The sequence below is a fragment of the Amycolatopsis sp. GA6-003 genome, assembly GCF_046267895.1.
Lineage (GTDB): Bacteria > Actinomycetota > Actinomycetes > Mycobacteriales > Pseudonocardiaceae > Amycolatopsis.
The window spans coordinates 5,795,647-5,819,017 of the sequence record NZ_CP176499.1 but is presented as its reverse complement, the minus strand read 5'-3'; the positions used below and the strand labels follow the sequence as shown (position 1 = coordinate 5,819,017).

25 protein-coding genes are annotated in these 23,371 nt (G+C 69.5%); 11 read left to right on the top strand and 14 right to left on the bottom strand.

Going from position 1 to position 23,371, the window contains the following annotated elements:
* A complete protein-coding gene (locus F9C12_RS26335; protein WP_409462152.1) occupies nt 1–1,455 on the bottom strand; it encodes a peptide MFS transporter in 1,455 nt (484 codons plus the stop codon).
* A 287-nt stretch (nt 1,456–1,742) separates the two neighbouring features.
* On the opposite strand from F9C12_RS26335, the gene nhaA reads away from it, so the two are divergent.
* From nhaA to F9C12_RS26320, 3 genes are read left to right on the top strand one after another with little or no spacing between them, the layout of a single operon-like run.
* Nucleotides 1,743–2,927 carry a Na+/H+ antiporter NhaA gene (gene nhaA, locus F9C12_RS26330; RefSeq protein WP_409462151.1) on the top strand — a complete coding sequence of 395 codons (1,185 nt, stop codon included), beginning with the start codon at nt 1,743–1,745 and terminating at the stop codon, nt 2,925–2,927.
* Nucleotides 2,928–2,986: 59 nt separating this feature from the next.
* Nucleotides 2,987–3,484, top strand: coding sequence for a phage holin family protein (locus tag F9C12_RS26325; protein WP_409184483.1), 498 nt, complete (start codon nt 2,987–2,989; stop codon nt 3,482–3,484).
* 19 nt (nt 3,485–3,503) lie between these two features.
* Nucleotides 3,504–4,421 (top strand): alpha/beta fold hydrolase, encoded by a 918-nt coding sequence (locus F9C12_RS26320; protein ID WP_409186857.1) that lies wholly within the window; start codon nt 3,504–3,506, stop codon nt 4,419–4,421.
* 223 nt (nt 4,422–4,644) lie between these two features.
* Here F9C12_RS26320 and F9C12_RS26315 read toward each other — a convergent pair whose 3' ends face one another.
* Genes F9C12_RS26315 through nth form a run of 4 tightly spaced genes read right to left on the bottom strand, consistent with a single transcriptional unit; the run spans nt 4,645 to nt 7,832 of the window.
* The gene (locus F9C12_RS26315; protein ID WP_409462150.1) at nt 4,645–5,829 is read right to left on the bottom strand and encodes a MarP family serine protease; all 1,185 of its coding nucleotides are present in this window, start codon (nt 5,827–5,829) and stop codon (nt 4,645–4,647) included.
* Nucleotides 5,830–5,836: 7 nt separating this feature from the next.
* A complete protein-coding gene (locus F9C12_RS26310; protein WP_409184481.1) occupies nt 5,837–6,553 on the bottom strand; it encodes an NUDIX hydrolase in 717 nt (238 codons plus the stop codon).
* On the bottom strand, nt 6,550–7,152 hold the full coding sequence (locus F9C12_RS26305; RefSeq protein WP_409462149.1) for a TlpA family protein disulfide reductase: 603 nt from the start codon (nt 7,150–7,152) through the stop codon (nt 6,550–6,552). The genes F9C12_RS26310 and F9C12_RS26305 overlap by 4 nt, the downstream gene beginning before the upstream one ends.
* Complete coding sequence (gene nth, locus F9C12_RS26300) at nt 7,149–7,832, bottom strand: endonuclease III (protein ID WP_409467075.1); 684 nt, start codon at nt 7,830–7,832, stop codon at nt 7,149–7,151. Before nth ends, F9C12_RS26305 begins: the two co-directional genes overlap by 4 nt.
* 237 nt (nt 7,833–8,069) lie before the next feature.
* Here nth and F9C12_RS26295 point away from each other — a divergent pair, with 237 nt between their 5' ends.
* Together F9C12_RS26295 and F9C12_RS26290 are read left to right on the top strand one after the other, a co-directional pair.
* Entirely contained in the window at nt 8,070–8,321 is a 252-nt protein-coding gene (locus F9C12_RS26295) for a hypothetical protein (protein ID WP_037369289.1), read from the top strand.
* Nucleotides 8,322–8,480: 159 nt separating this feature from the next.
* Nucleotides 8,481–9,155, top strand: a complete 675-nt coding sequence (locus tag F9C12_RS26290; RefSeq protein ID WP_009084463.1) for a Crp/Fnr family transcriptional regulator — start codon at nt 8,481–8,483, stop codon at nt 9,153–9,155.
* A gap of 414 nt (nt 9,156–9,569) precedes the next feature.
* On the opposite strand, the gene F9C12_RS26285 is transcribed toward F9C12_RS26290, so the two are convergent.
* Nucleotides 9,570–10,727, bottom strand: a complete 1,158-nt coding sequence (locus F9C12_RS26285; RefSeq protein WP_409462148.1) for a glycosyltransferase — start codon at nt 10,725–10,727, stop codon at nt 9,570–9,572.
* 92 nt (nt 10,728–10,819) lie between these two features.
* On the opposite strand from F9C12_RS26285, the gene F9C12_RS26280 reads away from it, so the two are divergent.
* The gene (locus tag F9C12_RS26280) at nt 10,820–12,076 is read left to right on the top strand and encodes an MFS transporter (protein WP_409184478.1); all 1,257 of its coding nucleotides are present in this window, start codon (nt 10,820–10,822) and stop codon (nt 12,074–12,076) included.
* A gap of 111 nt (nt 12,077–12,187) precedes the next feature.
* Entirely contained in the window at nt 12,188–13,261 is a 1,074-nt protein-coding gene (dnaN, locus tag F9C12_RS26275) for a DNA polymerase III subunit beta (RefSeq protein ID WP_409462147.1), read from the top strand.
* Between the two features lie 191 nt (nt 13,262–13,452).
* Here dnaN and F9C12_RS26270 read toward each other — a convergent pair whose 3' ends face one another.
* From F9C12_RS26270 to F9C12_RS26240, 7 genes are all read right to left on the bottom strand, one after another.
* The gene (locus tag F9C12_RS26270) at nt 13,453–13,707 is read right to left on the bottom strand and encodes a glutaredoxin domain-containing protein (RefSeq protein WP_037716041.1); all 255 of its coding nucleotides are present in this window, start codon (nt 13,705–13,707) and stop codon (nt 13,453–13,455) included.
* The gene (locus tag F9C12_RS26265; protein ID WP_409184475.1) at nt 13,704–14,480 is read right to left on the bottom strand and encodes an MBL fold metallo-hydrolase; all 777 of its coding nucleotides are present in this window, start codon (nt 14,478–14,480) and stop codon (nt 13,704–13,706) included. Before F9C12_RS26265 ends, F9C12_RS26270 begins: the two co-directional genes overlap by 4 nt.
* A complete protein-coding gene (locus F9C12_RS26260) occupies nt 14,481–15,305 on the bottom strand; it encodes an NUDIX hydrolase (protein WP_409184474.1) in 825 nt (274 codons plus the stop codon).
* A gap of 128 nt (nt 15,306–15,433) precedes the next feature.
* Nucleotides 15,434–16,618, bottom strand: a complete 1,185-nt coding sequence (locus tag F9C12_RS26255; RefSeq protein WP_409184473.1) for a hypothetical protein — start codon at nt 16,616–16,618, stop codon at nt 15,434–15,436.
* Between the two features lie 38 nt (nt 16,619–16,656).
* Nucleotides 16,657–17,286, bottom strand: a complete 630-nt coding sequence (locus F9C12_RS26250) for a hypothetical protein (protein ID WP_409184472.1) — start codon at nt 17,284–17,286, stop codon at nt 16,657–16,659.
* The gene (locus F9C12_RS26245) at nt 17,286–17,741 is read right to left on the bottom strand and encodes a RidA family protein (RefSeq protein WP_409462146.1); all 456 of its coding nucleotides are present in this window, start codon (nt 17,739–17,741) and stop codon (nt 17,286–17,288) included. Before F9C12_RS26245 ends, F9C12_RS26250 begins: the two co-directional genes overlap by 1 nt.
* A 10-nt stretch (nt 17,742–17,751) precedes the next feature.
* On the bottom strand, nt 17,752–17,913 hold the full coding sequence (locus F9C12_RS26240; RefSeq protein WP_020664158.1) for a DUF4177 domain-containing protein: 162 nt from the start codon (nt 17,911–17,913) through the stop codon (nt 17,752–17,754).
* 189 nt (nt 17,914–18,102) lie between these two features.
* Between F9C12_RS26240 and F9C12_RS26235 the strand changes: the two genes are divergently transcribed.
* The 3 genes from F9C12_RS26235 to F9C12_RS26225 are packed head-to-tail and all read left to right on the top strand — an operon-like array spanning nt 18,103 to nt 20,496.
* The gene (locus F9C12_RS26235; RefSeq protein WP_409462145.1) at nt 18,103–18,351 is read left to right on the top strand and encodes a hypothetical protein; all 249 of its coding nucleotides are present in this window, start codon (nt 18,103–18,105) and stop codon (nt 18,349–18,351) included.
* A gap of 22 nt (nt 18,352–18,373) precedes the next feature.
* Nucleotides 18,374–19,378 (top strand): ArsA-related P-loop ATPase, encoded by a 1,005-nt coding sequence (locus F9C12_RS26230; RefSeq protein WP_409184469.1) that lies wholly within the window; start codon nt 18,374–18,376, stop codon nt 19,376–19,378.
* A complete protein-coding gene (locus F9C12_RS26225) occupies nt 19,378–20,496 on the top strand; it encodes an ArsA family ATPase (RefSeq protein WP_409184468.1) in 1,119 nt (372 codons plus the stop codon). The genes F9C12_RS26230 and F9C12_RS26225 overlap by 1 nt, the downstream gene beginning before the upstream one ends.
* 44 nt (nt 20,497–20,540) lie before the next feature.
* Here the strand turns inward: F9C12_RS26225 and F9C12_RS26220 are convergent, their stop codons facing one another.
* The gene (locus tag F9C12_RS26220) at nt 20,541–20,834 is read right to left on the bottom strand and encodes a WhiB family transcriptional regulator (protein ID WP_020664154.1); all 294 of its coding nucleotides are present in this window, start codon (nt 20,832–20,834) and stop codon (nt 20,541–20,543) included.
* Nucleotides 20,835–21,171: 337 nt separating this feature from the next.
* Between F9C12_RS26220 and F9C12_RS26215 the strand changes: the two genes are divergently transcribed.
* Nucleotides 21,172–23,325, top strand: coding sequence for a transglycosylase domain-containing protein (locus tag F9C12_RS26215; protein ID WP_409462144.1), 2,154 nt, complete (start codon nt 21,172–21,174; stop codon nt 23,323–23,325).
* The last annotated feature ends 46 nt before the right edge of the window (nt 23,326–23,371 follow it).

Below are 23,371 nucleotides of genomic sequence, written 5' to 3'. Positions count from 1 at the left end.
TCAGCGCACGCCGGACATCAGCTTGCGGATCATCGGCGACGTGGCCGCGATCACCAAGCCCACCAGCACCGCGATACCGCCGAGGATCCCGAAGTACGGAGTCTCGTTGTCCAGCGAGTAGTACCCGGCCAGCGCACCCGACAGCGCGCTGCCAAGGGCGACCGAAAGGAAGAACAAGGCGACCATCTGGGCCGGGTACGCCTCTGGAGCCAGTTTCGTCGACAGGGAAAGCCCAACCGGCGACAAGTTCAGCTCCGCGAGAGTAAAGACGAACAGGATCAGCACCAGCATCAGCAGCGGAGTCCGGGTCGTGCTGTCGGCGGTCGGAAGGAACAGCAGGAACGCGACGCCCATCAAGCCGGTGCCGAGGGCGAATTTGATCGGCGTCGCCGGCTGCCGGTCGCCGAGCCGGGTCCACAGCGCGGCGAACACCCCGGCGAACACGACGATGAACACCGGGTTGATCGTGTTCACCCAGGAGACTGGCATCGTCCAGCCGAACAGGTCGCGATCGAGCCGCTTGTCCGCGTAAATCGCGACCACCGTGAACTGCTGCTGGTAAAGCGACCAGAAGACGACGCTGGCCACGAACATCGGAATGAACGACACCACCCGGCGACGCTCGATCCGGGTGACCTTGCGACTGGTGAGCAAGATCGCGAAGAGAACGATCGACCCCGCGGTGATCACCAGCGCGGTGACAGTGGCGAGATTGCCCGCGGTGACCCAGCCCAGCAACACGGCGACGAGCACGACGGCCACCACCGCCAGGCCCACGCCGACCGCACCGCCGCGCTGCCCGGCCGGAAGCGGGTTCGGGACCGTCCTCGCGGTGTCCGGGAGATTACGCCTCCCGATGCTGTACTGGACGAGCCCGATGGCCATGCCGAGCGCGGCGATCCCGAAGCCGACGTGAAAACCGATCTCTTGCTGCACCCACCCGGTGATCAGCGGCCCGATCAGCGCCCCGAGATTGATGCCCATGTAGAACAGCGAAAAGCCGCCGTCCCGGCGCGGGTCCTTCTCCTCGTAAAGCGTGCCGACCAGCGCGGTGGCGTTACCCTTGATCCCGCCGCTGCCGAGGGCCACACAGACCAGGCCGATGCCCACTCCGGCCAGACCCGGCACGACGGCCAATGCGATGTGCCCCGCCATCACCAGCAGAGCGCTGAAGAAGAGCGTGCGCTCAGAACCCAGCAGCCGGTCGGCGACCCAGGCCGCAACGATTGTCGACAAGTAGACCAGGCCGCCGTAGGCGCCCACGATACTGGTCGCAGCCGCCTCCGGCTGGCCGAGGCCGCCCTTGTCGGCCTGGTAGTAGAGGTAGATGGCGAGGATGCCCTGCATCCCGTAGAAGGAGAAGCGCTCCCACATCTCCACGCCGAAGAGGTTCGCCAACCCCCTCGGGTGCCCGAAGAATCTGGTGTCGGCCTGGGCGTCGATAGGGGTGCTCACTACTGCCTCGTCCCTGTTTTCAACATCATTGTCGTTCTCTCCTCGCATGCTAGAAGGCGAACAGGTGAACGAAAAACCGGCGTCAGTATGGACTAGACAACTTGCCCGCCGCGATGGGCTGACCTGCGTTTGCGCCCGGTCGCCGGGGATGCGAGCGTCAACGGGCAATCGTGAGTTGCCGTTCGTCACAACGGGCGGTAATCGGCGACTGCGGACGGTAAACTGGACATCGGTGTGCCGGGAAGTCTGGTCGGCGGGAGAGCCGCCGTCCCCACAAGGAGTTTTTCGTGACCCCAGCACGCGCCGTCGCCGAATTCGCCCGTTTCCTTCGCACTGAAACCACCGGCGGGCTGATCCTGCTCGGCGCCACCGCGGTCGCGCTGATCTGGGCCAACTCGCCGCTCGCGCCGGCTTACGAGGCACTGCGCGACTTCCGGCTCGGCCCAGAATTCCTGCACCTCAACCTCACCCTCGGCGACTGGGCCAAGGACGGGCTGCTCGCCCTGTTCTTCTTCGTCGCCGGGCTTGAACTCAAACGAGAACTGGTGGTTGGCGAGCTGTCCCGGTGGCGGCAAGCGGTGCTGCCGGTGATCGCGGCGGTCGGCGGGATGGTCGTGCCCGCGGTGCTCGCGCTCTCGGTCGCCTGGGGAGCGCCGGGCGTCGACCGGGCGTGGGCGATCCCGGTGGCCACGGACATCGCGTTCGCGCTCGGCGTGCTCGCGCTGACCGCCTCGAACCTGCCCAGCAGCGCGCGGGTCTTCCTGCTTTCCCTTGCCGTGGTGGACGACCTTGGCGCGATTCTCGTCATCGCGATCCTCTTCACCAGCAGTTTCAACCTGATCGCGGCGGCGGTCGCGGTGGTCGCGCTCGGGCTTTACGCCTTCCTGCAGCACAAACGCGTCCGCACGCCCTGGCTGTACGTGCCGATCGCGCTGATCACCTGGGTCGCGGTGCATTCGGCGGGCATCCACGCGACGATCGCCGGCGTCGCGCTCGGGCTGCTCACGCGGGTCCGCGAGGACGAGGGCGAGGAAGAAGCACCCGCGGTCCGGCTCGAACACCGTCTGCAGCCGTGGTCCGCGGCGGTGGCGGTGCCGGTGTTCGCCTTGTTCGCCGCGGGGATTTCGGTGAACGGCGACGCCCTGTCCACGGTTTTCACCACCGCGTTGCCGCTGGCTGTCCTCATCGGACTGGTCGTCGGGAAGTTCGTCGGCATCTTCGGCGCGAGCCTGCTGGCGGTGAAGCTGCACGTGGCGGAAAAGCCCAGCGGGATGAGCTGGCGAGACGTGGCCGCGCTGTCCGTGCTCGGCGGCGTCGGGTTCACCGTCAGCCTCCTGATCGCCGAACTCGCGCTGCCCGGCGAAGCGGCCGAAGTGGCCAAAGCGGCGGTCCTGATCGCCTCGGCGATCGCCTCGCTGACCGCGGCTCTGCTGCTCTTGCGACGCAGCCGGGTGCACGCGAAGGCGGCTTGATCCCGACACTCCCGCCGGTCCGTCGCGCCTCGCATACGGTCACGTGGCACGATGACCCAGTGAGCAGCCCCAAACACGAGCGCACCAGCCCCGACGGCGTGGGGGCCGTGCCGTACCTGCCCCTGTCCAGCGACGAGGAAGCCGCGGCGAGCGAGCAGTCCATCGGCAAGCTCGTCGGCGACGCCACCCAGCACCTGTCGACGCTGGTCCGCGCCGAAATCGAGCTGGCGAAAGCCGAGCTGGCGCAGGAAGCGAAGAAGGCGCTCAAGGGGACGGTCTTCTTCCTGATCGCCCTCACCGTCTTTCTGTACAGCACCTTCTTCCTGTTCCTGCTGATCGCCGAGGGCCTGTCGGACTGGTGGGGCATCCGCTGGCCCGCGTTCGCGACGGTGTTCGGCCTGATGCTGGTCACTGTGGGCGCGACGGCGTTCCTCGGCTGGCGCAAGGTGAAGAAGCTGCGCGCGCCGGAGCGCACCATCAGCAGCGTCAAGGAGACGGCCGAGGCGTTCAAGCGCAAGCCGGCCGAAGACGCCGACCTGCCCTCGACGCAGGGCTGACGCCAGCCCTCGCCCGGTGGTGGAGCTGACGCCGGACCCGTCGAGCGTGCGGGTCGACGGGCCGTGGACGCATCGCGACGTCTCGGCCAACGGCATCCGCCTGCACGTGGCCGAATGCGGCGAGGGCCCGTTAGTGCTGCTCCTGCACGGCTTCGCCGGTTTCTGGTGGACCTGGCGGCACCAGCTGCCCGCACTGGCCGACGCGGGTTTCCGCGCGGCAGCGGTAGATCTGCGCGGCTACGGAGACTCGGACAAACCCCCGCGCGGCTACGACGCGTGGACCCTGGCAGGCGACGTCGGCGGCCTGATCAAGGCACTGGGCGCCCGCCGGGCACACCTGGTAGGCCACGCCTGGGGCGGCATGCTCGCCTGGACAGTAGCCGCACTGCACCCGCGCCTGGTGTCGTCGGTGACCGCGATCGGAGCCGCACACCCGCTGGCGTTCAAGTCCGCGGTGAAGCGCGCCAGAAGCCAGATCCGCGCAGCAGGCCACCTTTTCCGCTTCCAGATACCGATGGCCCCGGAAAAATGGCTGGTCCGCGACAACGCGGCGGCAGTAGAAGAGCTGTTCAGCAAATGGTCCGGCGAAACCTGGCGAGCATCCACGGACTTCACCGAGACCGTCCCGTCGTTCCGCCAAGCCATGCTGGTCCCAGGCGTAGCCCACTCCGCACTGGAGTACTACCGCTGGGCCTTCCGCGCCCAATTCCGAGGCGAAGGCAGACGCTTCACCGACGCAGTGAACGCCCGCGTCAACGCCCCAGTACTGCAACTGCACGGCGCAGCTGACACCTGCATCCTCCCGGAAACCGCGACGGCGTCAGTCCACTGGGCAGGCCCGCACAGCGAACCGAAAATCTGGCCGAACATCGGCCACTTCCCCCACCTGGAAGACCCAGACCGAGTAACAAAGTCCGTTGTGGACTTCATCAGCTAGGGCCGCAAGGCCAAAAAAACCGCAGGCGCCGCACCCAAACAGCGTGGCACCCAGCCCCTCCCCCGCACCCCGATACGAAGCCTCCCTGCGGTCTGGGGGTGCTTGTCAAGGCATCTTTCCCGCCTTGACAAGCACCCCCAGACCGTCAGCACAATGGGGCTTCGGGGTGCCCCACGCAACCCATCAATAGCAATGTCGCCCGCCAGGGCGACGAGCCGGACCCTCAATTAGCACAAGCCCCAGTCCCCACCCGCTCACTCTGCGAGGGAGCAGCCTCAACCTCACCCCGAACCTGATCCGCAGTCAACGTAAACCCAGTCTCCGGATCCTCAACCGCAGCCCCAAAAACCACCCCGATGACCTCCCCATCAGGAGTAATCATCGGCCCCCCAGAATTCCCGCTCCGCACCGTCCCCCGTACAGTGAAAACATCCCGCTGCACAGTACGAGCGTCGTAAATATCCGGCCCGCGAAGATTGATCCGCCCCCGAACCCGAGCCGGAGTAGCCGTATAAGGCCCATCCAACGGATACCCCAGCACCACCGCGTTATCCCCAGCCTTCGCAGTCGTCGGCGCGAACGGCAACACCGGCGCCCGCAACCCGGGCACGGCAAGCACCGCCACATCGACCTCCGGATTGAAATAAACAACCCGAGCCCGATAATCCCCGGAGGTCGACTCGATCCCGACCTCCTCGGTCCCCGCCACCACATGCGCGTTAGTCATCACCCGCTGCGGCGCGACCACAAACCCACTGCCCTCAAGCGCCCGAGAACAAGAAGGCGCGTTCCCCCGAATCTTCACCACGCTGGGATGCACCCGCTTAGCCACCGCGGACACATTGAGCGAAGTATCCGGCGGCGGCGTATCCGCCGAAGGCGCCTTCTCAAACGGCGACAACGCAGACGGAAACCCAGACGCGTCAAGCAACTTCCGCAAATCACTGGGAAGCCCCTGCGCCTCAGCCGGCATCAGGTCGTTGACCTCGCCCAACACCACCGACGAGTTGATCGACTTGGCCAGCCCGGGAATCGCCGACACCGTCGTCAATGGATTAGCGACCAGCCAAGCGACCACGAACACCGCGGCCGCCTGCAAAATCGCGCCGAGCGTCTTGTCGATGCCGGAAAGCTTGTCCGGATTGATCTTCTGCCGCAGCTTCCGCCCGACCCACACGCCGAGCGTCTCGCCCAGCACGATCAGGAACACCACCACCGCGAACGCGAACGCGACCTTCGCGACCGGGCTGTCGAAGAGGCTGATCACGAACGGGGCCAGTTTCACCCCGGCCACCGCGCCCAGCGCTACGCCCACGAGCGCGGGCAGCGCGACGATCACGCCCTGGAACGCGCCGGAAACCGCCGCCATGACCGCGAGCAGCAGGACGACGACATCGACCCAGTTCACCGCGCCGTCACTCCTCGATAGTGCCGTCCCGGGCCGCCAACCGGCCCTGATGTTCGGCCCACGCTACGTCAAGCTCGCGTACATCGCCGGTGTCCCACTCCCGTTCCCAGCCGCCGAGGGAGAGCAGCACGGACAGCAGACCAGCGGTGAAGCCCCAGACGAACAGGCCGTCGACGGTGAACGCGGGACCCCGCCAGGACGCGTCGCCGCGGCGCACGGTGAACCGGTTCGCCGGGTCCGCGAGGTCGGCCAGCGCCACCCGCGCGACCGCCGCCGTCTCGGCCGGATCGACCGCGCGCACCGGCGACGGGGTGTGCCAGTGCGCCAGCACCGGCGTGACCGCGAACCGCGACACCGGCACGAACAGCTCCGGCAGCACCGCGACCGGCAGGATCCCCGACGGGTCGACGCCGGTCTCCTCCTCCGCTTCGCGCAGCGCGGTGCCGACCGGCCCGTCGTCGCCGTCCTCCGCGCCGCCGCCGGGGAACGAGACCTGCCCGGCGTGCGAGCCGAGCGTGTCCGCCCGCCGCTGCAGCAGGACGTCCGGACCGGCGCCACCAGGCCGTTCGCCGAACAGGATGAGCACCGCGGCGGCGCGGGTGAGCAGGTCGTCCGGCGGGCTGAACCGGGTGAACGTGCGGCTGTCGACCTCTCCGGACACCTTCACCAGCGGCCGCAGCCATTCCGGCACGGCTTCGGGTTCGACGAGCGGTCCGGTGGTCATGAGTAGTCCTTCACAGCAGCGCGCACCTGGTCAGTGTTGTCGAACAGCCGCGGGTTCGCGATGAACCGGACCTGGCCGTCCGCGGTGACCAGGTACGACGCGGGCAGCGACGAGGGCGCCTTGAGCGCGGTGCGGATCGGGCCGGTCTGGCCGTCGCCGTCGTAGAGCGACGGCAGGTGCACGCCGAGCCGTTCGAACAGGCCGAGCCCGTCCGAGGCCGGGCTCGCGACCTGCACGCCGACCACGCGCACCGCGCCCGGCTCAGCCGCGTACCGCTGCAGCACCGGCAGTTCGGTACGGCACGGCTGGCACCACGAAGCCCACACGTTGACCAGCACCGGACCGCCGCCGAGGACCTTGCCGACGTCCACCCGGGACCCGTCGCCGAGGCAGTCCGCCTCGATCCCGGACAGCTGGCCGACCTCCTTCGCCGCGGCGGGCGGGCAGGCCTGGAGCTTCGCCGCCGCCCGCGCGGCCGCGAGGTCGCCGGACGCGGGCGGCGCGGACTTCGCGTCGCCGCCGCGCAGCGTCAGGACCGCGACCAACGCGGCCACCGCCAGCACCGCGACCCCGAGCGCCCATTTGGTGACCGCGGTCACCCGCGCGCCGCCAGCTCGAGAATGTGGTCCTTCTCCGGACCCTTGACCAGCTTCGCGGCCGCTTCGAACTCCGTGGGCCCGGCGCCGAACGACGGGCAGTCCTTGCGCAGCGGGCACGCGCCGCAGGCCGGTTTCCGGGCGTGGCACACGCGGCGGCCGTGGAAAATCACGCGGTGGGACAGCATCGTCCACTCTTTCCGCGGGATCAGTTCGCCGACCGCGTGCTCGACCTTGACCGGATCCTCTTCCGCGGTCCAGCCCCAGCGCCGCACGAGCCTGCCGAAGTGAGTGTCCACTGTGATTCCCGGCACGCCGAAAGCGTTGCCGAGCACGACATTCGCGGTCTTGCGGCCGACGCCGGGCAGCGTGACGAGGTCGTCCAGTTTCTTCGGCACCTCGCCGCCGTAGCGCTCCACGAGCGCCGCGCCGAGACCCATCAGCGAATTCGCCTTCGCCCGGAAAAACCCGGTCGTGCGCAGGTATTCCTCGAGTTCGGCGCGGTCGGCTCCGGCGTAATCGGCGGCGGTGCGGTACTTCGCGAACAACGCGGGCGTGACCAGGTTCACCCGCACGTCCGTCGTCTGCGCCGACAACACCACCGCGACCAGCAGTTCCAGCGGATTCGTGAAGTCCAGCTCGGCCTTCGCGTCCGGATAAACCTCGTCGAGGCAACGTTTCATCCGCCGGGCGCGTCTCACGAGGGCGAGCCGGCTTTCTTCGCGGTCCGCGCGGGGCCCGTTCGGGACAACAGGGGGCACCCCGATAGCCTACGGGCGAGTCGGACGAGCCGGTCGGGAGCATCCGCCGGTGGACGGCCGAACCGCCAGAGCACCACCTCTGCGGGCCGCGCGTCCGCCCTGAGCGAGGATCTGGAGATCCATGACCGAGTGCGTCACCGAAAACAGCGGAGCTGTGGCATGACCGTGTGGTTCGTGATCTTGGTCCCGCTGGTGATCATGTTCTTCGCGTTGTTCATGGAGCGGGTCGAAAGCCGGCTCAAGCACGTCGCGGTGCAGGAGAACGAGGTCGAGGAATTCCTGGAGCAGGCCCAGCCCAACGAGGTCAGGGCGCTGTACGGGCACGGGATCGGCCGCGCGCTCGAGCTCTTCCGGCTCCGCCGGCTCGGCGGACGGGCGGCCAGACTACGCGCGCGCAAGGTGCGGAGTTAGGCTGCTCAGTCGGACGTGATCGTTCCAGGCAGCCGCGCCGGGCGCGGCGAGCCGACGAGCGATCCGCCCGACACGCCCTAGACTGACGCGAAAGTGATCGGCGACACTGCCTTCGACCTGCGAAGGAAGTGATCGTTTCTCGACGAGGAGGCACCCGAGGTGGACGAAACCCTGGCCCGTGCGGGCATTTTCCAGGGTGTGGAGCCGGCAGCGGCGGAGGCGCTGGCCCAGACCTTGGAATCCGTGGAGTTCCCCCGCGGCCATGTCATCTTCAACGAGGGCGAGCCGGGCGACCGGCTGTACATCATCCAGTCCGGCAAGGTGAAGATCGGCCGCAAGTCCCCGGACGGCCGCGAGAACCTGCTGTGGATCGCCGGTCCGTCCGACATGTTCGGCGAACTGTCCATCTTCGACCCCGGCCCGCGCACGTCCGGCGCCACGACGGTCACCGAGGTCCGCGCGGTCACCATGGACCGCCCGGCGCTGCGGCAGTGGATCGCCACCCGCCCGGAGATCGCCGAGCAGCTGCTGCGCGTCGTCGCGCGCCGCCTGCGCCGCACGAACAACATGGTCGCGGAGCTGATCTTCACCGACGTTCCGGGCCGCGTCGCCCGTGCGCTGCTGCAGCTGGCGCAGCGCTTCGGCAGCCAGGAGGCGGGCCTGCTGCGGGTCACCCACGACCTGACGCAGGAAGAGATCGCCCAGTACGTCGGCGCGTCCCGCGAGACCGTCAACAAGGCGCTCGCCGACTTCGCCCACCGCGGCTGGCTGCGGCTCGAGGGCAAGAGCGTGCTGATCCTGGACCCGGAGCGGCTCGCTCGCCGCGCCCGCTGATCTTCCCCCGAGTGGGTTAATCCGCACGGGTTTTTCGAAGGCCACCTCCTGCTGGGGGTGGCCTTCGTGCGTGCGTCCCCCACAAGAGCGGCATTCCTCGCGGACCCCGTGTCGCCGCCGGAACCGGGCGGTCCGGCCCGGAAAATGACAAGGAGCCGGGCGCCACCCCCGACGTGGCGCACCGGCTCCTCGCCTGCGCGCGGATCATCCCCCGACGACCCGCGCTCCCCCCGCCCTCCGGACCAGGCCCCGACCCATATGCCGGAGGGAGCTGGGTGCTGCAGTGCTGTCCAGCCCGCAAGCGGGCTGTCGTTCAACCATCACGGCCAAAACTCACGAATTCAAGGCCTTTCACCCTCAAGGACGCCAAGACCGCGTCTTCGTTGCACGAGTTCACGAAGAATCCAGCTGGTGTTATCGGATCGAGACCTCTAAGTCACGCAACCGCGCCGCCACCGCCGCCGGGCCGGGCTGCTCGGCGATCCCGGCGGCGAGGGACTCCGCGGACGCCCGGTAGGTCCGGTCGGTGAGCACCGTCTGGACCGCGGCGAGAATTTCGTCGGCCGACTCGACCGCGATTCCGGCTTCCGCGGCCTGAATCTGCGCGGCGACTTCGAAATGATCAGTCGCCAACGGCAAAACCACGAGCGGCACCCCGTGCGCGAGCGCGCCGAGAACGGTAGCCGAACCGCCGTGACAGACCACCGCGTCGACCGCGGGCAGCAGCTGCGTCTGCGGCACGAACTGCTCGATCCGCACGTGGCCGGGTTGCTCGCCGAACCGGCTGAGGTCGCCGTCCCGGCCGATCGTCGCCACCACGTTCACCGGCTCGTCGCGCAGCGCGGCGACCATGCTTTCCAGCACTCCGGGCCGCGCGTTGTGGGTGGTGCCGAGGGTGACGTAGACGGTCCGGTCATACGGCAGGCCGTCGAGCACCGCCGGACGCGGGCCGGGCGTCGGCATCACGCCAGCGGGCTGGAGCGGCCAGCGCGTCGGGTACTCCCAGGCGACGTCAGCCGGGCGCAATTCCTCCGGCCAGAAGTCCAGGTAGGGCACTGCGTCGCGGGGCGGCAACTCTTCGAGGCCACGCTCGCGAACCAGGCCGTTCGCGACTTCCCAGGCCCGTTCCATGGTCGCGGCGGCCTTCGGCGGACCGATCGCGTGCATCGCGTACGGCACGCCGGCCAGGCCCGCGGCCATCACGGCGGCGCGTTCGGCGAGGTTGGCGATGACGAGGTCCGGCCGCCAGTCGCGGACGAACTCGACCATGCCGTCGAGCCGTGCGGCCGCGCCGAGGCCGACCAGGTACTCCGCGACCAGGTGGGAGAGCCGCTCGTCCGCGGTCATCCCGGCCATTTCTTCGCGAGCCCGCTGCCACGTCGAAGCCGCGGCGGCCGGGTCGCTCGGCTGCCCGACCGACACCGCGTGCAGGCCGGTGTTTTCCAGATACCGCATGGCTTCCGGGCCGGTCACGAACGCGACTTCGTCCCCGGCTTCGCGTGCTGCCCGGGCGAGCGGAAGCATCGGCGCGAGATGGCTGTATCCGGCTCCGGAGGAGAACATCAGCCGCATCGCGCGAGCGTACTGGCCGACCCGATCGGGCGTGACCAAGATGACCGGAAAATTACTGGTACCTCCGTACCAATTTCGCCATACTAGTACGCGTGTCCCAGTCTGCCCACTCCGAAGGCCGCACCACGCTCGCCGACTACCGTGCCGCGCTGACCGCCCCCGGCTCGCGCGGCCCGGTGATCGCGTCGATCCTCGCCCGGCTCCCGATCGCGATGATCGGCATTTCCGCGCTGCTGTACGTGCAGCGCGAAACCGGCTCGTTCGCCGCGGCCGGGCTGGTCTCGGCGAGTTCGCTCGCCGGGGTCTCGGTGGGCGCGGTCGTGCAGGGCAGGCTGATCGACCGGTTCGGGCCGAGCCGTCCGCTGCTGGTCGTCGCCGCGGTGTTCGCGCTGTCGATGGCGTCGCTCGCGATCGCGATCGAGGCGCATCTGCCCACGTTCGTGCTGATCCCGCTGGCCGCCGCGACCGGGCTCGCGGAGCCGATGGTGGGCTCCGCGTCGCGGGCGCTGTGGACGAAAATCCTGCCGGAAGGACCGGCGCGCAACGCCGCGCTGTCGTACGAGGCGATCAGCATGGAGGTCTTCTTCATCCTCGGCCCCGGCATCGCGGGCCTGCTGATCACCGCGCCGTGGGCGGGCACCGGCATGGTCGCCGGCTCGATCACCATGGTCACCGGTGCGGTGCTGTTCGCGCTGAACCCGACCGTGCGCGCGTGGGGTCCAGCCCCGAAGGCCAAGACGCCGCTGCTCGGCGCGCTGGCCAGCCCCGGGATGCGGACGCTCGCGGTGGCCGCGCTCGGTTTCGGCGTGGTGATCGGCTTCGTGGAGGTCGCCGTGCCCGCCGCCGCGACCGAATCCGGCCACCCTTCGCTCAGCGGTTTGCTGCTCTCCGCGTGGTCGCTGAGTTCGGTGGCGTTCGGCGTGGCCTACAGCCTGCACCCGTGGCCGCGCCGGCTGGGCCTGCGCCTGCCGGTCCTGCTGGGCGGTTTCGGTGCTCTTGTTGCCCTGCTTGCGCTTCCGTCGAGCCTGTGGGCGCTGGCGCTGCTGATGCTGCTGGCCGGGGCGATGATCACCCCGCAGTCGACCACCCATTCGGCAGCCATCGAGGTCGTCGCCCCGCGCGGCACCGCGGCCGAGGCGTTCGGCTGGGTCCTCACGGCGGTGACGCTGGGACTGGCGGCCGGCCAGTCGGTGAGCGGCTACCTGGTCGAACACTCTGGGACCGCCGCGGCGTTCCTGGCCGCCGGGGTGGCCGGGGTCGCGCTGGCCGTGGTGGTGTGGCTGCTGCGGGGGACTGTGCGGGCGGCTTCGCCTTCGGTGGATGGCGAATTGGTCGGGGCGGCGAACTAGCCGTCTCTTCGCTCGCGGTCAGCACTGTCCGTGCTCCCGCGGTGAGGCGTTTTCGCAGCTCAACGGTCTTGGCCGCGGTTTTTGTCGGTGGTCGCCGCTACTTTGCGTGGCATGGATCTCACCTCCTTCGTGCGGCCGCTGGCAGCGGTCGTCACCGCCGCCGCCCGGCTCCTGTCGAGGCAAGCCCGCTTGCGTTTGCGAGCGAGCGCAACCGGATTAGTCGTGTCCGGCAACGACCGCGACCTGGCCGTCCAGCTGTCCTGCCCGGCGACCACGCATGTGGACGGCGAGGTCGTAGTGCCAGCCGCGCCGTTCGCCGAAACGGTCCGGATGCTGGATGTCGACCAGGTCCGGCTGGCCGTCGAAGGAACCCGGCTCGCGATCCGCACGGACCATGCCCGCTTCGCCCTGCCCCTGCTGGACCGGGATCTGCTCCCCGAGCCAGCACCGCCACCGCTGCGGTCCAAAGTGGACGGAACAGCACTCGGCGAGGCCCTGCGCACCGTCGCCGGCACTGCCGCGAAGGACGATCCGCTCCCGGTATTCACCGGCGTGCGCGTGCAGTCGATGGGCGGCGAACTGTGCCTGACGGCATCCGACCGCTACCGAATGGCCGTGGCCCGCTTGCCGCTGCGAGAGGTTCGCGAGCCCATCGACGTCCTAGTCCCAGCCGCTTTGCTGACCGAAGCCGCCCGCCACGGCACCGGTCTGATGGGACTCCACGCCGACCACGGTCACTTCGCGCTGAGCTGGCCCGGCGGCACCGTCACGACGGCGGTGCTTGACGCGGGTTTCCTGTCCGCGGACTCGATCCCGTCCGACGCGATCGACACGGAAGTCGAGGTAGGCGCCGACGAGTTGGCCGCAGCCATCCGCCGAGTCGGCGTCTACTCCGAGGACCGCCGAGTCCTGACCCTGGAAGTCGGCGACGCCCACCTCCGCCTCGCCAGCGCGCGGCAAGACACCGGCGAGGCAGAGGAACTCCTGAAGGCAAACGTTTGCGAAGGCCGGACGTCGCCGTCCTTCCAGGCCCGGTACCTCTTGGACGCACTCGCCCCGTTCTCCGGAGAACGAATACGCCTGGCAATCCAGCCCGGACTGCGAGCGTGCGTCCTGACTCCGGCGGATACGGAGGGACGGGAGGTGAGCTTGAGGTACTACCTGATGCCGATGCTGCCTCGGTAACCGCGTTCTCGGGTCGCGACGGTTCGGGCTGCGGCCGGGACGGCTGCATGCGGCGGCGAGCTACCCGCCGACCTCGCGCCTGCGGATTCACCGGGAGCCGGTGCGGTGCGCCCGCAGCAAGGCCCGGACGACCAAGCCCAGACGGCCAAGCCCGCAGAAACGAGCCCCGGAGGAACGTCCGGGAACCGCCCTCAGGCAGCCGTCTCGGCGGCCACCGCGGCTTTGACCTCGTCGAACGTCGGGTTCACCAGCGCGGTCGACCCGACGATCACCGTCGGCACCGTTTCGTTGCCGTTCGCTACCTCGCGGACTCGTTCGGCCGCGCCCGGTTCCTCCCAGATGTTGATTTCCCGGACCGGCAGGCCGCTTTCCAGCAGCGGCCGGCGCAGGGCCGAGCAGAAACCGCAGCCGGGGCGCCAGTAGAACTCGACCTCGACGTCGCTCATTGTCCGTCCTCCGATGAAGCCCGTAGGTAGTCCAGTTGTGCGCGCACGCTCGCCTCGGCCGGTGCCCACAGCGCGCGGTCGACGTCCGCGTAGACGACCTCGACCACTTGCCGCGGCGTCGCGTCTTCGCCGAGCGTTCGCAAGGCGGAACGCACCTGATCCAGGCGCTGTTCCCGGTGGGCCAAATACTCCCGTGCGGTCGCGGGCAGGTCCGGCAGTTCCGGGCCGTGGCCGGGGAGGCCGGGAGTTCCTTCCGGAAGCGCGATCAGCTTGCGCAGCGAGCGCAGGTAATCGCCCAGGTCGTGCAGGACCGTCGTGCCTCGGCCGAGGATCGTGTCTCCGGTCAGGATCTGGCCGCCGACCAGCAGCGAGACCGAATCGTCGGTGTGGCCGGGGGTGTGCAGGACGCGGAAGTCCAGGCCGCCCGCGGTGAAGGAGTCGCCGTCGGCGAAAGGTGGGGCGTCGATGCAGAGGGAGGCGTCGAAGGCCCGTACCGGAGCACCCGTTTTCGAGGCGAGCCACGGCGCGCCCTCGGCGTGGTCCGGATGGTGGTGCGTCAGCAGGATCAGCTCGACCGGACCGGTCTCGGCGAGTTTTTCCAGGTGTTCCAGGTCGTGGTACCCGGGATCTACGACCACGGTTGCAGCGGCGTCCTTACCGCGCAGCACCCAGGTGTTGGTGCCCTCCAACGTCATCGTCGACGGGTTGTTCTCCAACAGCACTGACGCGGTCTCGGAAACACGGCGCAGCACGCCATAAGCGGGAGCGGTCACTCAGGACTCCGAAGTATCGAGGACGACGCGGATGGTCTCGCCGTCGCGGACCAGGGTCGGCACAGTCTTCACGATCTCGCGCGGCTCGGCGAGCACCGCGTCGGCCCTGGAAAACTCGGCGAGTTCGACGAGGGTCAGCCAGGTCGGCGGCATCAGCGTGCGACGGCCTTCGCGGGCGTCCGCGACCGCCTCGGCGGGCCGCTGCCACCCGGCGGCGGCCGCTTCGGAGGTCGCGCCGTCCGCGCGCTGGCCTTCCGGCAGTTTCGCGACGAAGAAACGGGTGTCGTACCGACGCTGTTCCTGCGGCGGCGTGACCCAGTGCGCGTACGGGTGCAGCAGGTCCGCGCGCAAGGTGAGCCCGGCGTCGGCGAGGAAGCCGGCGAGCGAGATTTCCCGGGATTCCAAGGCTTTCCGCGCTTCGTGGTACGGCGCGACGTCGGCGACCACCGTGTCCTCGGTCCCGGCCAGCAGCACGCCGGACTCCTCGAACGTCTCCCGCACCGCCGCGCACACGAGCGCGCGGGCGAGGCTTTCGTCGCAGGCGAACTGCTCGGCCCACCACGACGGCGGCGGCCCGGCCCACGCCACCGAAGCATCGGCGTCGCGCGGATCCACGCCGCCGCCAGGAAACACAGTCATCCCGCCGGCGAACGCCATGCCCATGACCCGGTGCTGGAGGAAGACCTCCACGCCGTCGGAGGTGTCCCGCAGCAGGATCACCGTGGCGGCGTCCTTCGGGGTCGCCGGCGGGCCATCCGCGTTGTCCCGGATCGCGATGCCGGGACGGGCGGGGATGTCGAAAACGAATTCACGCGGCCGTTCCACCCGGGCAACATACCTCGCAATCCGTACGCGTCGCGGATTACTTGTGTCACCTCGCGGCAGGCCCGAAGCGCGAAAAGGGCCCCTCGCGACGAAGCGCGAAGGACCCTTCTCAGCAACCCCGAAAGACCTCAGGACCAGTGCTGGTCCCCGCCGGAACGGGACGCGCCGTTGAGCCGCAACCGGGCGGCCTCGGCACGCTCGCGCTCGGCCAGTTCCTCGTGCAGCTCGCGCAGCAGGGCACGGTCGCGTTCGGACAGGCTCGGATCGTCCAGATCCAGCGCGGGCAGCTCGACCACCTCGTGCATGCTCGGTTTGCCCGCGGCGATCTCGCGGCCCTTCTCCGGGTCCTCGGCCAGCGCGCGCCGCAGCTGCGCCACCTCGGACGGCGTCAGGTCCGACGTGCGCTCGGCACGCGTCTCCGACCCAGCTGTTCGCGGCCGTTCCGCGGCGGCGGGCTCGGCCGCCGGCTCCGGCATCGAGACCGGCTGTGCGGGCACGGCCTGCACGATCGGCACCACGGGCGCGACCGGCACGACCGGTTCGGGCGCGGCGGCCGCTTCCGGTTCGGGCTGCCGGTGCCCGTGCCGGCTCGGCGCTTCCGAGACCGGTTCCGGAACCGGGGCCGAAGCGGGCGCCGGAGCGCTGCGCTGCGGGGTCGGTTCCGGCCGGTAGTCCGGGGCCGAATGCGTGCTGCCGGTGACCCACACCGGGCTGGCGACGGCACCCGCGGCCTGGTGGTAATCCGACTGCGGGATTCCCGGGCCGCTCACCTCGACGACCGAGCGGATGCCCGCCCGGCGCAGCGCGGTGTCGACGCGGAACGCGACCGCGGGCGGATTGCCCTCCGGACCCAGCTCGACCAGCACGACCCGCTGCGGCAGCGCGCCCGGCACGCTGCCCGCCGGGGTGTTGCGCCACACCGCGTGCACCGAACGCACGTCGGGCAGCACCTGCAGGGTGCGGTCGAGCGCCTCGGCGAGGCCGAACTCGGGCTGGTTGTCGCCGGTGAACCGGTGCGTGTGCATCGGCTCGTGGTCGGTGACCAGCAGGTCGTTGGCGAGCGTCGCGTCCGAGCGGCTCATCTCGAGCACCAGCGCCAGTTCGCGCTGTTCGGCCTCGCTCACCGGGATCCGGCCCGCGATCAACGTGCCGGTGGTGAGTTCCACCGCCTCGTCGATGTGGGCCCGGGCGATCAGCTCCCGCGCTTCGGTGAGCGCGCTGTCGTCGATGCGGCCCGCCAGGGCCAGCAACAAGTTATGCAGGCGCAGGGGCACCGAGAACCCGTCCATCGGGCCGTCGTGAACCTCCACCATGGCTCTGCTCCTCCCAGCTCGCCTGGCGGCAACGAGCGTTAAGCGGCGACAAGTCGATGACCGGCGCCCGCGGCGCCTACGCAGACCAGCTCGGACTCGGCGAGCGCGGCCCGGTGGTACCCGGGAAGGTCGAAGCGCGGCGGGATGACCTCGACGCTGGGTTCCTCGTCCCCCATGACCCGCAGCACCCGCTGCAGTTCACCGGTGAGCCGGGGCTGTCCCGCGGTCGCCGTCACCAGCAGGACTCGCTTCGCCCCGCTCTCACTGGCCGCACCGAGGCGCCGCCAGCTCTGCCGTACTTCCCCCACATCCGCGCGTCCACGCAACGTCGCGTGGAGCAAGACGGACACAGAGTCGACGGAGTTCACCCATTCGGGCGCACTCTGCGTGAATGTGTACCGGGTCTCGGTGACGTCGTCTACCCCCAGGGTGGAACTCACCTGGTGCCAGTCGGCGCCGTGCGGGATCAGACCGGCCACGAGCAGGCGGTACTCCGCCTGGTCCAAATCGATCCTGTGCTTGAGCAAAGACCTCGGCAGCGTCCGCGCGAGCGTCCCCATCGCGCCCTCGCCGAGCCAGTCGCGGAACCGCCACAGCAGCTGGTCGGGCAGGCGGCCGGCGAGCCGCAGCAGCAGTTCGTGCAGGGATTGCTCGATGTCGGGGTCCATCACTTCACCTCCACGATCAGTTCGACCTCCACCGGCGACGCGATCGGCAGCTCCGCGACGCCGACGGCCGACCGGGCGTGCACCCCGGCGTCGCCGAAGATCTCGCCGAGCAGCTCGGAGGCCCCGTTCACGACCGCGGGCTGGCCGGTGAAGCCCTCCGCGGAGGCGACGAAACCGACCACCTTGACAATCCGGACAACAGAGTCGATGCCGACGAGGGCGTGCACCGCGGCCAGCGCGTTCAGCGTCGCGGTGCGGGCGTGGCCCTTGGCTTCCTCCGGGCTGATCTCGCCGCCGACCTTGCCGGTCGCGGCGAGCGTGCCGTCGACGAAGGGCAGCTGGCCGGAGGTGTAGACGTGCGAGCCGGTGCGCACGGCCGGCACGTACGCGGCCAGCGGTGCGGCGACTCCGGGCAGTTCGATGCCGAGCTCGGCGAGCCGGTCGCTCCAGGTCAACGCCGCCCCCTCAGCTCTTCGGCCGCTTCAGGTACGCGACGTGCTGTTCGCCGCTCGGGTTGGGCAGCACGGTCACCAGTTCCCAGCCGTCCTCGCCCCACTGGTCGAGAATCTGCTTCGTCGCGTGGATCAGCAGCGGGACGGTGGCGTACTCCCATTTGGTCGCACTCATGACTCGGGAGCGTAACCAAGCGGGCAAGGCCCCTCCGGACCGCCGCCGCCGAAAGCCCGTCACCCGTCCAGGGGACAGGCTCGCTGAGCCGGGTGAGTGTGGGTCAGGTCACATCCGATCGTAGGTCTCGTGCGCGGCGATCACGGTAAGAACCGCGTTCGCCACTCACGAGATCGCTAGCGTGGGCACGTGGAGACCTGGCGGATCGTCGCGACCGTGCTGCTCGCCGTGGCCGGGGTGCCGCTCGTGCTGGCCGTGATGGCCAAGACGCGGGACCGGGTGAACGATTCGGCCCAGGTGGCGATCTCCGGCGCGGTCACCCTCACCGCGCTGATCGTGGTGGCAGTGCTCACGCTGACCGTGCTGCCGCCCGTGGTGACCTGGATCGTCGTCGCGGCGGTCGCCGCTGCGGTCAGCGTCATGATGCTGGCCAGCTGAGCACCGGTTTAGTGTGGATGACGTGACCACACCCTCCGCCGGCTGGACCGACGAGCTCGCCAGGGCCCGGCTGCATTTCGTCACCGGCAAGGGCGGAACCGGCAAGACCACGCTCGCCGCGGCGCTGGGTCTCGCGCTCGCCGCGGGCGGCCGCCGGGTGCTCTTGATCGAGGTCGAGGGCCGCCAGGGCATCGCACAGCTCTTCGACACCGAACCGCTGCCGTACGCGGAACAGCGGATCGCGTCGGTCCCCGGCGGCGGCGAACTGCGCGCGCTGCACATCGACGTCGAAGCGGCGCTGCTCGAATACTTCGAGATGTTCTACAACCTCGGGTTCGCCGGGCGGACGCTGCGCCGGATGGGGGCGATCGAGTTCGCCACCACGCTCGCGCCGGGCCTTCGCGACGTCCTGCTCACCGGGAAGATCAAGGAATGCGTCGGGCGCACGGAATCCGACGGCCGGCACACCTACGACGCGGTCGTGGTCGACGCGCCGCCGACCGGGCGCGTGGTGAAGTTCCTCGACGTCACCAAGGCCCTCACCGATCTCGCCAAGACCGGCCCGATCCGCGGCCAGGCCGACGGCGTCGTCCGGCTGCTGCATTCCGGCGAGACCGCCGTGCACCTCACCACGCTGCTGGAGGAGATGCCGGTGCGCGAGACCGTCGAGGCGGTCGCCGAGCTGGACGGAGCCGATCTGCGTCCGGGCGCGGTGCTGGTGAACCGGGTCCGCCCGCCGCGGCTGCCCGCGCGTTCGGTGACCGCGGCCGCCGACGGCCGGGTGGACGCCGACCGGGTGCGCTCCGGCCTCGCCTCGGCCGGGCTGAACCTGCCGGAGGCGACGCTGGACGCGCTGGTGGAGGAAACCGTGGAGCACGCCGTCCGCGTCGCCGCCGAACAGCGGGCCCGCGAACAGCTCGCCGAGGCCGATCTGCCGACGCTGGAGCTGCCGGACCTCACCGACGGCGTCGACGTCGCCGCGCTCTACGAACTCGCCGAAACGCTGCAGGAACAGGGGGTGCGCTGATGCCCGCCGACTCGAAGCTCGACGTGGACGCCCTCCTCGACGACCCGGCCAGCCGCGTGATCGTGTGCTGCGGTTCCGGCGGCGTCGGCAAGACCACCACCGCCGCGGCGCTCGCGCTACGCGCCGCCGAGCGCGGCAGGCAGACCGTGGTGCTCACGATCGACCCGGCGCGCCGGCTCGCGCAGGCGCTCGGGCTGCGCGAACTGGGCAACCACCCGAAGCAGGTGCGGGTCGAGGGCTTCGAGCCCAAGGGCGAACTCTGGGCGATGATGCTCGACATGCGCCGCACGTTCGACGACATGGTGCGCGTGCACGCCGGCCCCGAGCGGGCCGAGCAGCTGCTACAGAACCCCTTCTACCAGACCATTTCCACGTCGTTCTCCGGCACGCAGGAGTACATGGCGATGGAGAAGCTGGGCCAGCTCGCGGCGACCGACGAATGGGACCTGATCATCGTCGACACGCCGCCGAGCCGGTCCGCGCTCGACTTCCTGGACGCGCCGACCCGGCTGTCCACCGCGCTCGACGGCCGGATGATCCGGTTGCTCACCGGCCCGGCCAAAGCCGGCGGCTGGGGCCTGCGCAAGGTGGTCAGCGCCGGGTTCTCGATGTTCGCGAAGGCCGTCTCGACGATCATCGGCGGCCAGCTGCTCGCCGACGCGTCCGCGTTCATGCAGGCCTTCGACAGCATGTTCGGCGGCTTCCGCGAACGCGCGCGCAAGACCGCCGAGCTGCTGCGGTCGTCCGGCACGTCGTTCCTGGTGGTGGCCGCGCCGGAGCCGGACGCGCTGCGCGAGGCGTCCTACTTCGTGGAGCGGCTGGCCGGAGAGTCGATGCCGCTGGCCGGTTTGGTCGCCAACCGCACGCACCCGGTGCTCGCACCGCTGTCCGCGACCGAAGCGCTGACCGCCGCCGAGTCGGTACAGAACGCACCGCTCGCCGAGGCCGTGCTGCGGCTGCACGCGGACCGCGTCGCGCTCGCCGAACGGGAAAACCGCCTGCTGGCGCGCTTCACCCGCGCGCATCCGGAAGTGCCGCTGACCCGGGTGCCCGCGCTCGCCGGCGACGTGCACGACCTCGAAGGCCTGCGCGACATCGGAGCGAAGCTGACGTCGTGAGCGGCGATGCCGGTTCTCACCGGCATCGCCGCTCACGAGAAGACTCAGCCCGCCGCGGCGGCCAGCGCGTCCCGCTTGGCCGCTTCGAGCAGGTCAGTCCAGCTGGTCACGTCCGGACGACGGCGCAGCAGGGCGCGCCGCTCCCGTTCCGTCATCCCGCCCCAGACCCCGAAATTGATCCGGCCGTCGAGTGCCTCGGCGAGGCATTCGGTGCGGACCGGACACCCCATGCACACGGCTTTCGCCCGGTTCTGTTCGGCGCCTCGCACGAACAACCCGTCGGGATCAGCGTCCCGGCACGAGGCATCGACTCGCCAGCCAACCTGATTGGTTTGCATACCCCCAGCTCCCTCATCTGGTGTATGGCACCAGCGAAGGCGAAGCTCCCGCTCCCACCCCCGCGAGCGTTTCCCACTGCGCCGCACGTCGGTGACGGCACCTCCCCGGTGCCGCTGCCGCTGTCCGGACCAGCCAGGCTCCCACCCGGGCTGCTCCGTCTGTCGGCATCTACGTGAGACGTTGACGGACTGTAGGGTCCCTCGGTTCCCTCCGTCGAGACCTAGCATGCATTCCGTTACCTGAGGTCACGTCACGGGGTCCCGTTAATGATCGCGTTTAGGGGCGCGCGGGCGTGAGGTCACGAAGGCGACACGGGCCTTCAGTACCCTGGCTTTCGTGCGCAAAACGGATGGTCTTTTCAAGCTCCTCGGCCTGTGCCTGCTGGCAGGGGTGCTGGTCGCCGGGATCCTCTTCCCGGTGGTGGGCGCCGCGGGGGTCGTGTCCAACCAGGCGAGCGAGACGGTCGACAAGACGTCTTCCGACCTCGCCGACATCCCGCCGCCGCTGGTGACGACTGTCACCGACTCCGGCGGCAAGCCGATCGCGACGCTGTACGACCAGTACCGGATCCCGGTCCGCCCGGACCAGATCAACCCGGCGCTGAAGTGGGCGCTGCTGTCGGCCGAGGACAAGGCGTTCTACGAGCACCACGGGGTGAACTGGGGCCGGACGCTGCGCGCCGCCGTCTCCAACACCGCGGGCGGGGACACGCAGGGCGCCTCGACGATCACGCAGCAGTACGTGAAGAACTACCTGATCAACGTGGTCTACCGGAAGGACAAGAACGGGCAGGCGAAGGCGCAGGAGCAGTCGCTGTCGCGCAAGCTCAAGGAAGCCCGGATCGCGATCAATCTCGAGACGAAGCTCTCGAAGGACCAGATCCTCGCCGGCTACCTCAACATCGTCGAGTTCTCCCGGCAGATCTACGGGGTCGGAGCGGCCGCGCACGCCTACTTCAACACCACCCCGGAAAACCTGACCGTGCCGCAGGCGGCGCTGCTCGCCGGCATCGTGAACAACCCGATCGTCCTCGACCCGTGGAACCACCCGGACAAGGCCACGAAGCGGCGCAACCTGGTGCTCGACCGGATGGTCAGCAACCAGAAACTGGCGAAGGCGGACGCGGACAAGTTCAAGGCCGAACCGCTCGGCGTCGTGCCGGACACCCCGCAGAAGCCCGCGTCGAACTGCACCGGCGCGGGTCCGGAGAACGGCTTCTTCTGCCAGTACGTCGAGGACTATCTGCTCAAGTCCGGAATGACGAAGGACCAGCTGTACACCGGCGGCTACACGATCAAGACCACGCTGGACGAGAAGGCCAACCACGAGGCGAAGGTCTCGGCCGAAACCCAGGTGAGCAAAACCCAGAAAAACGTCGCGAACACGCTTTCGCTGATCCGGCCGGGCAAGGACCGGCACGAAGTGGTGGCGCTCGCGGCGAACCGGGACTACGGATTGGATCCCGATCAGGGCCAGACGATCTTCGCGTTGCCCTCCGGCGTCTACAACACCGGCGGCGCGGGGTCGAGCTACAAGATCTTCACCACCGCGGCGGCGCTGAACCAGCACATCGCCGGGATCTACAGCAACATCCCGGTCGGCAGCAGCTACACGTCGCACGTCTTCACCGGTGGTGGCAACCACTGCCCGCCGACCGGTCCGCCGCTGAACTCTCGCTGGTATTGCGTGGGCAACGCGGGCAACAACTACCCCGAGTCCTCGACGTTGCAGAGCGCGCTGGCGACCTCGCCGAACACCGCGTTCGTGGCGCTGGAGGACAAGCTCGGCAGCACCGGTCCCGGCATCGACATGGCGATCAAGCTCGGCATGCGCGACACCATGGCGAGCAACCCCGGCGGCGGCCGCGTCGACCCGAAATCGAACGAATCGGGCAAGAACCAGAGCCAGGCACAGGCCTACGGCCCCAAGCCGAACTACCCCGGCACGGGTGCGTTCACCCTCGGCTTCAGCCCGACAAGCGGACTGGAACTGGCGAACGTCGCCGCGACCATCCTGAGCGGCGGCAAATGGTGCCCGCCGACCCCGCTGGCGGCGGTGACCGACCGCGACGGCAAACCGGTGCCGATCAAGGAAGCCGCGTGCGAACAGGTCGTGCCGGAAGGCCTCGCGAACACCATGGCGGTCGGCATGAGCAAGGACGACCAGCCCGGCGGCACGTCCGCCGCCGCGGCCGGAGCGGTCGGCTGGAACCGTCCGCTGGTCGGCAAGACGGGTACGACGCAGAACAACGGCTCGGCGACGTTCGTCGCAGGCACACCGCAGATGGCCGGTGCGGCGATGGTGTTCCGTCCGGAAGGCGGCAGCGGCGGTCTTTGCTACAACGGCGTCGGCAACGTGACGACGTGCGGCACGGGCAACATGTTCGGCGGCAAGACACCCGCCCAGACCTGGTTCGGTGCGATGAAGAACATCATGGAGGGCCAGCCGGTCGTCCCGCTGCCGCCGGAGGATCCGGCGTACACGAGCTGAAACCGGTGAAAACGGGCCGGGAGACGCGATCTCCCGCCCCGTTTCG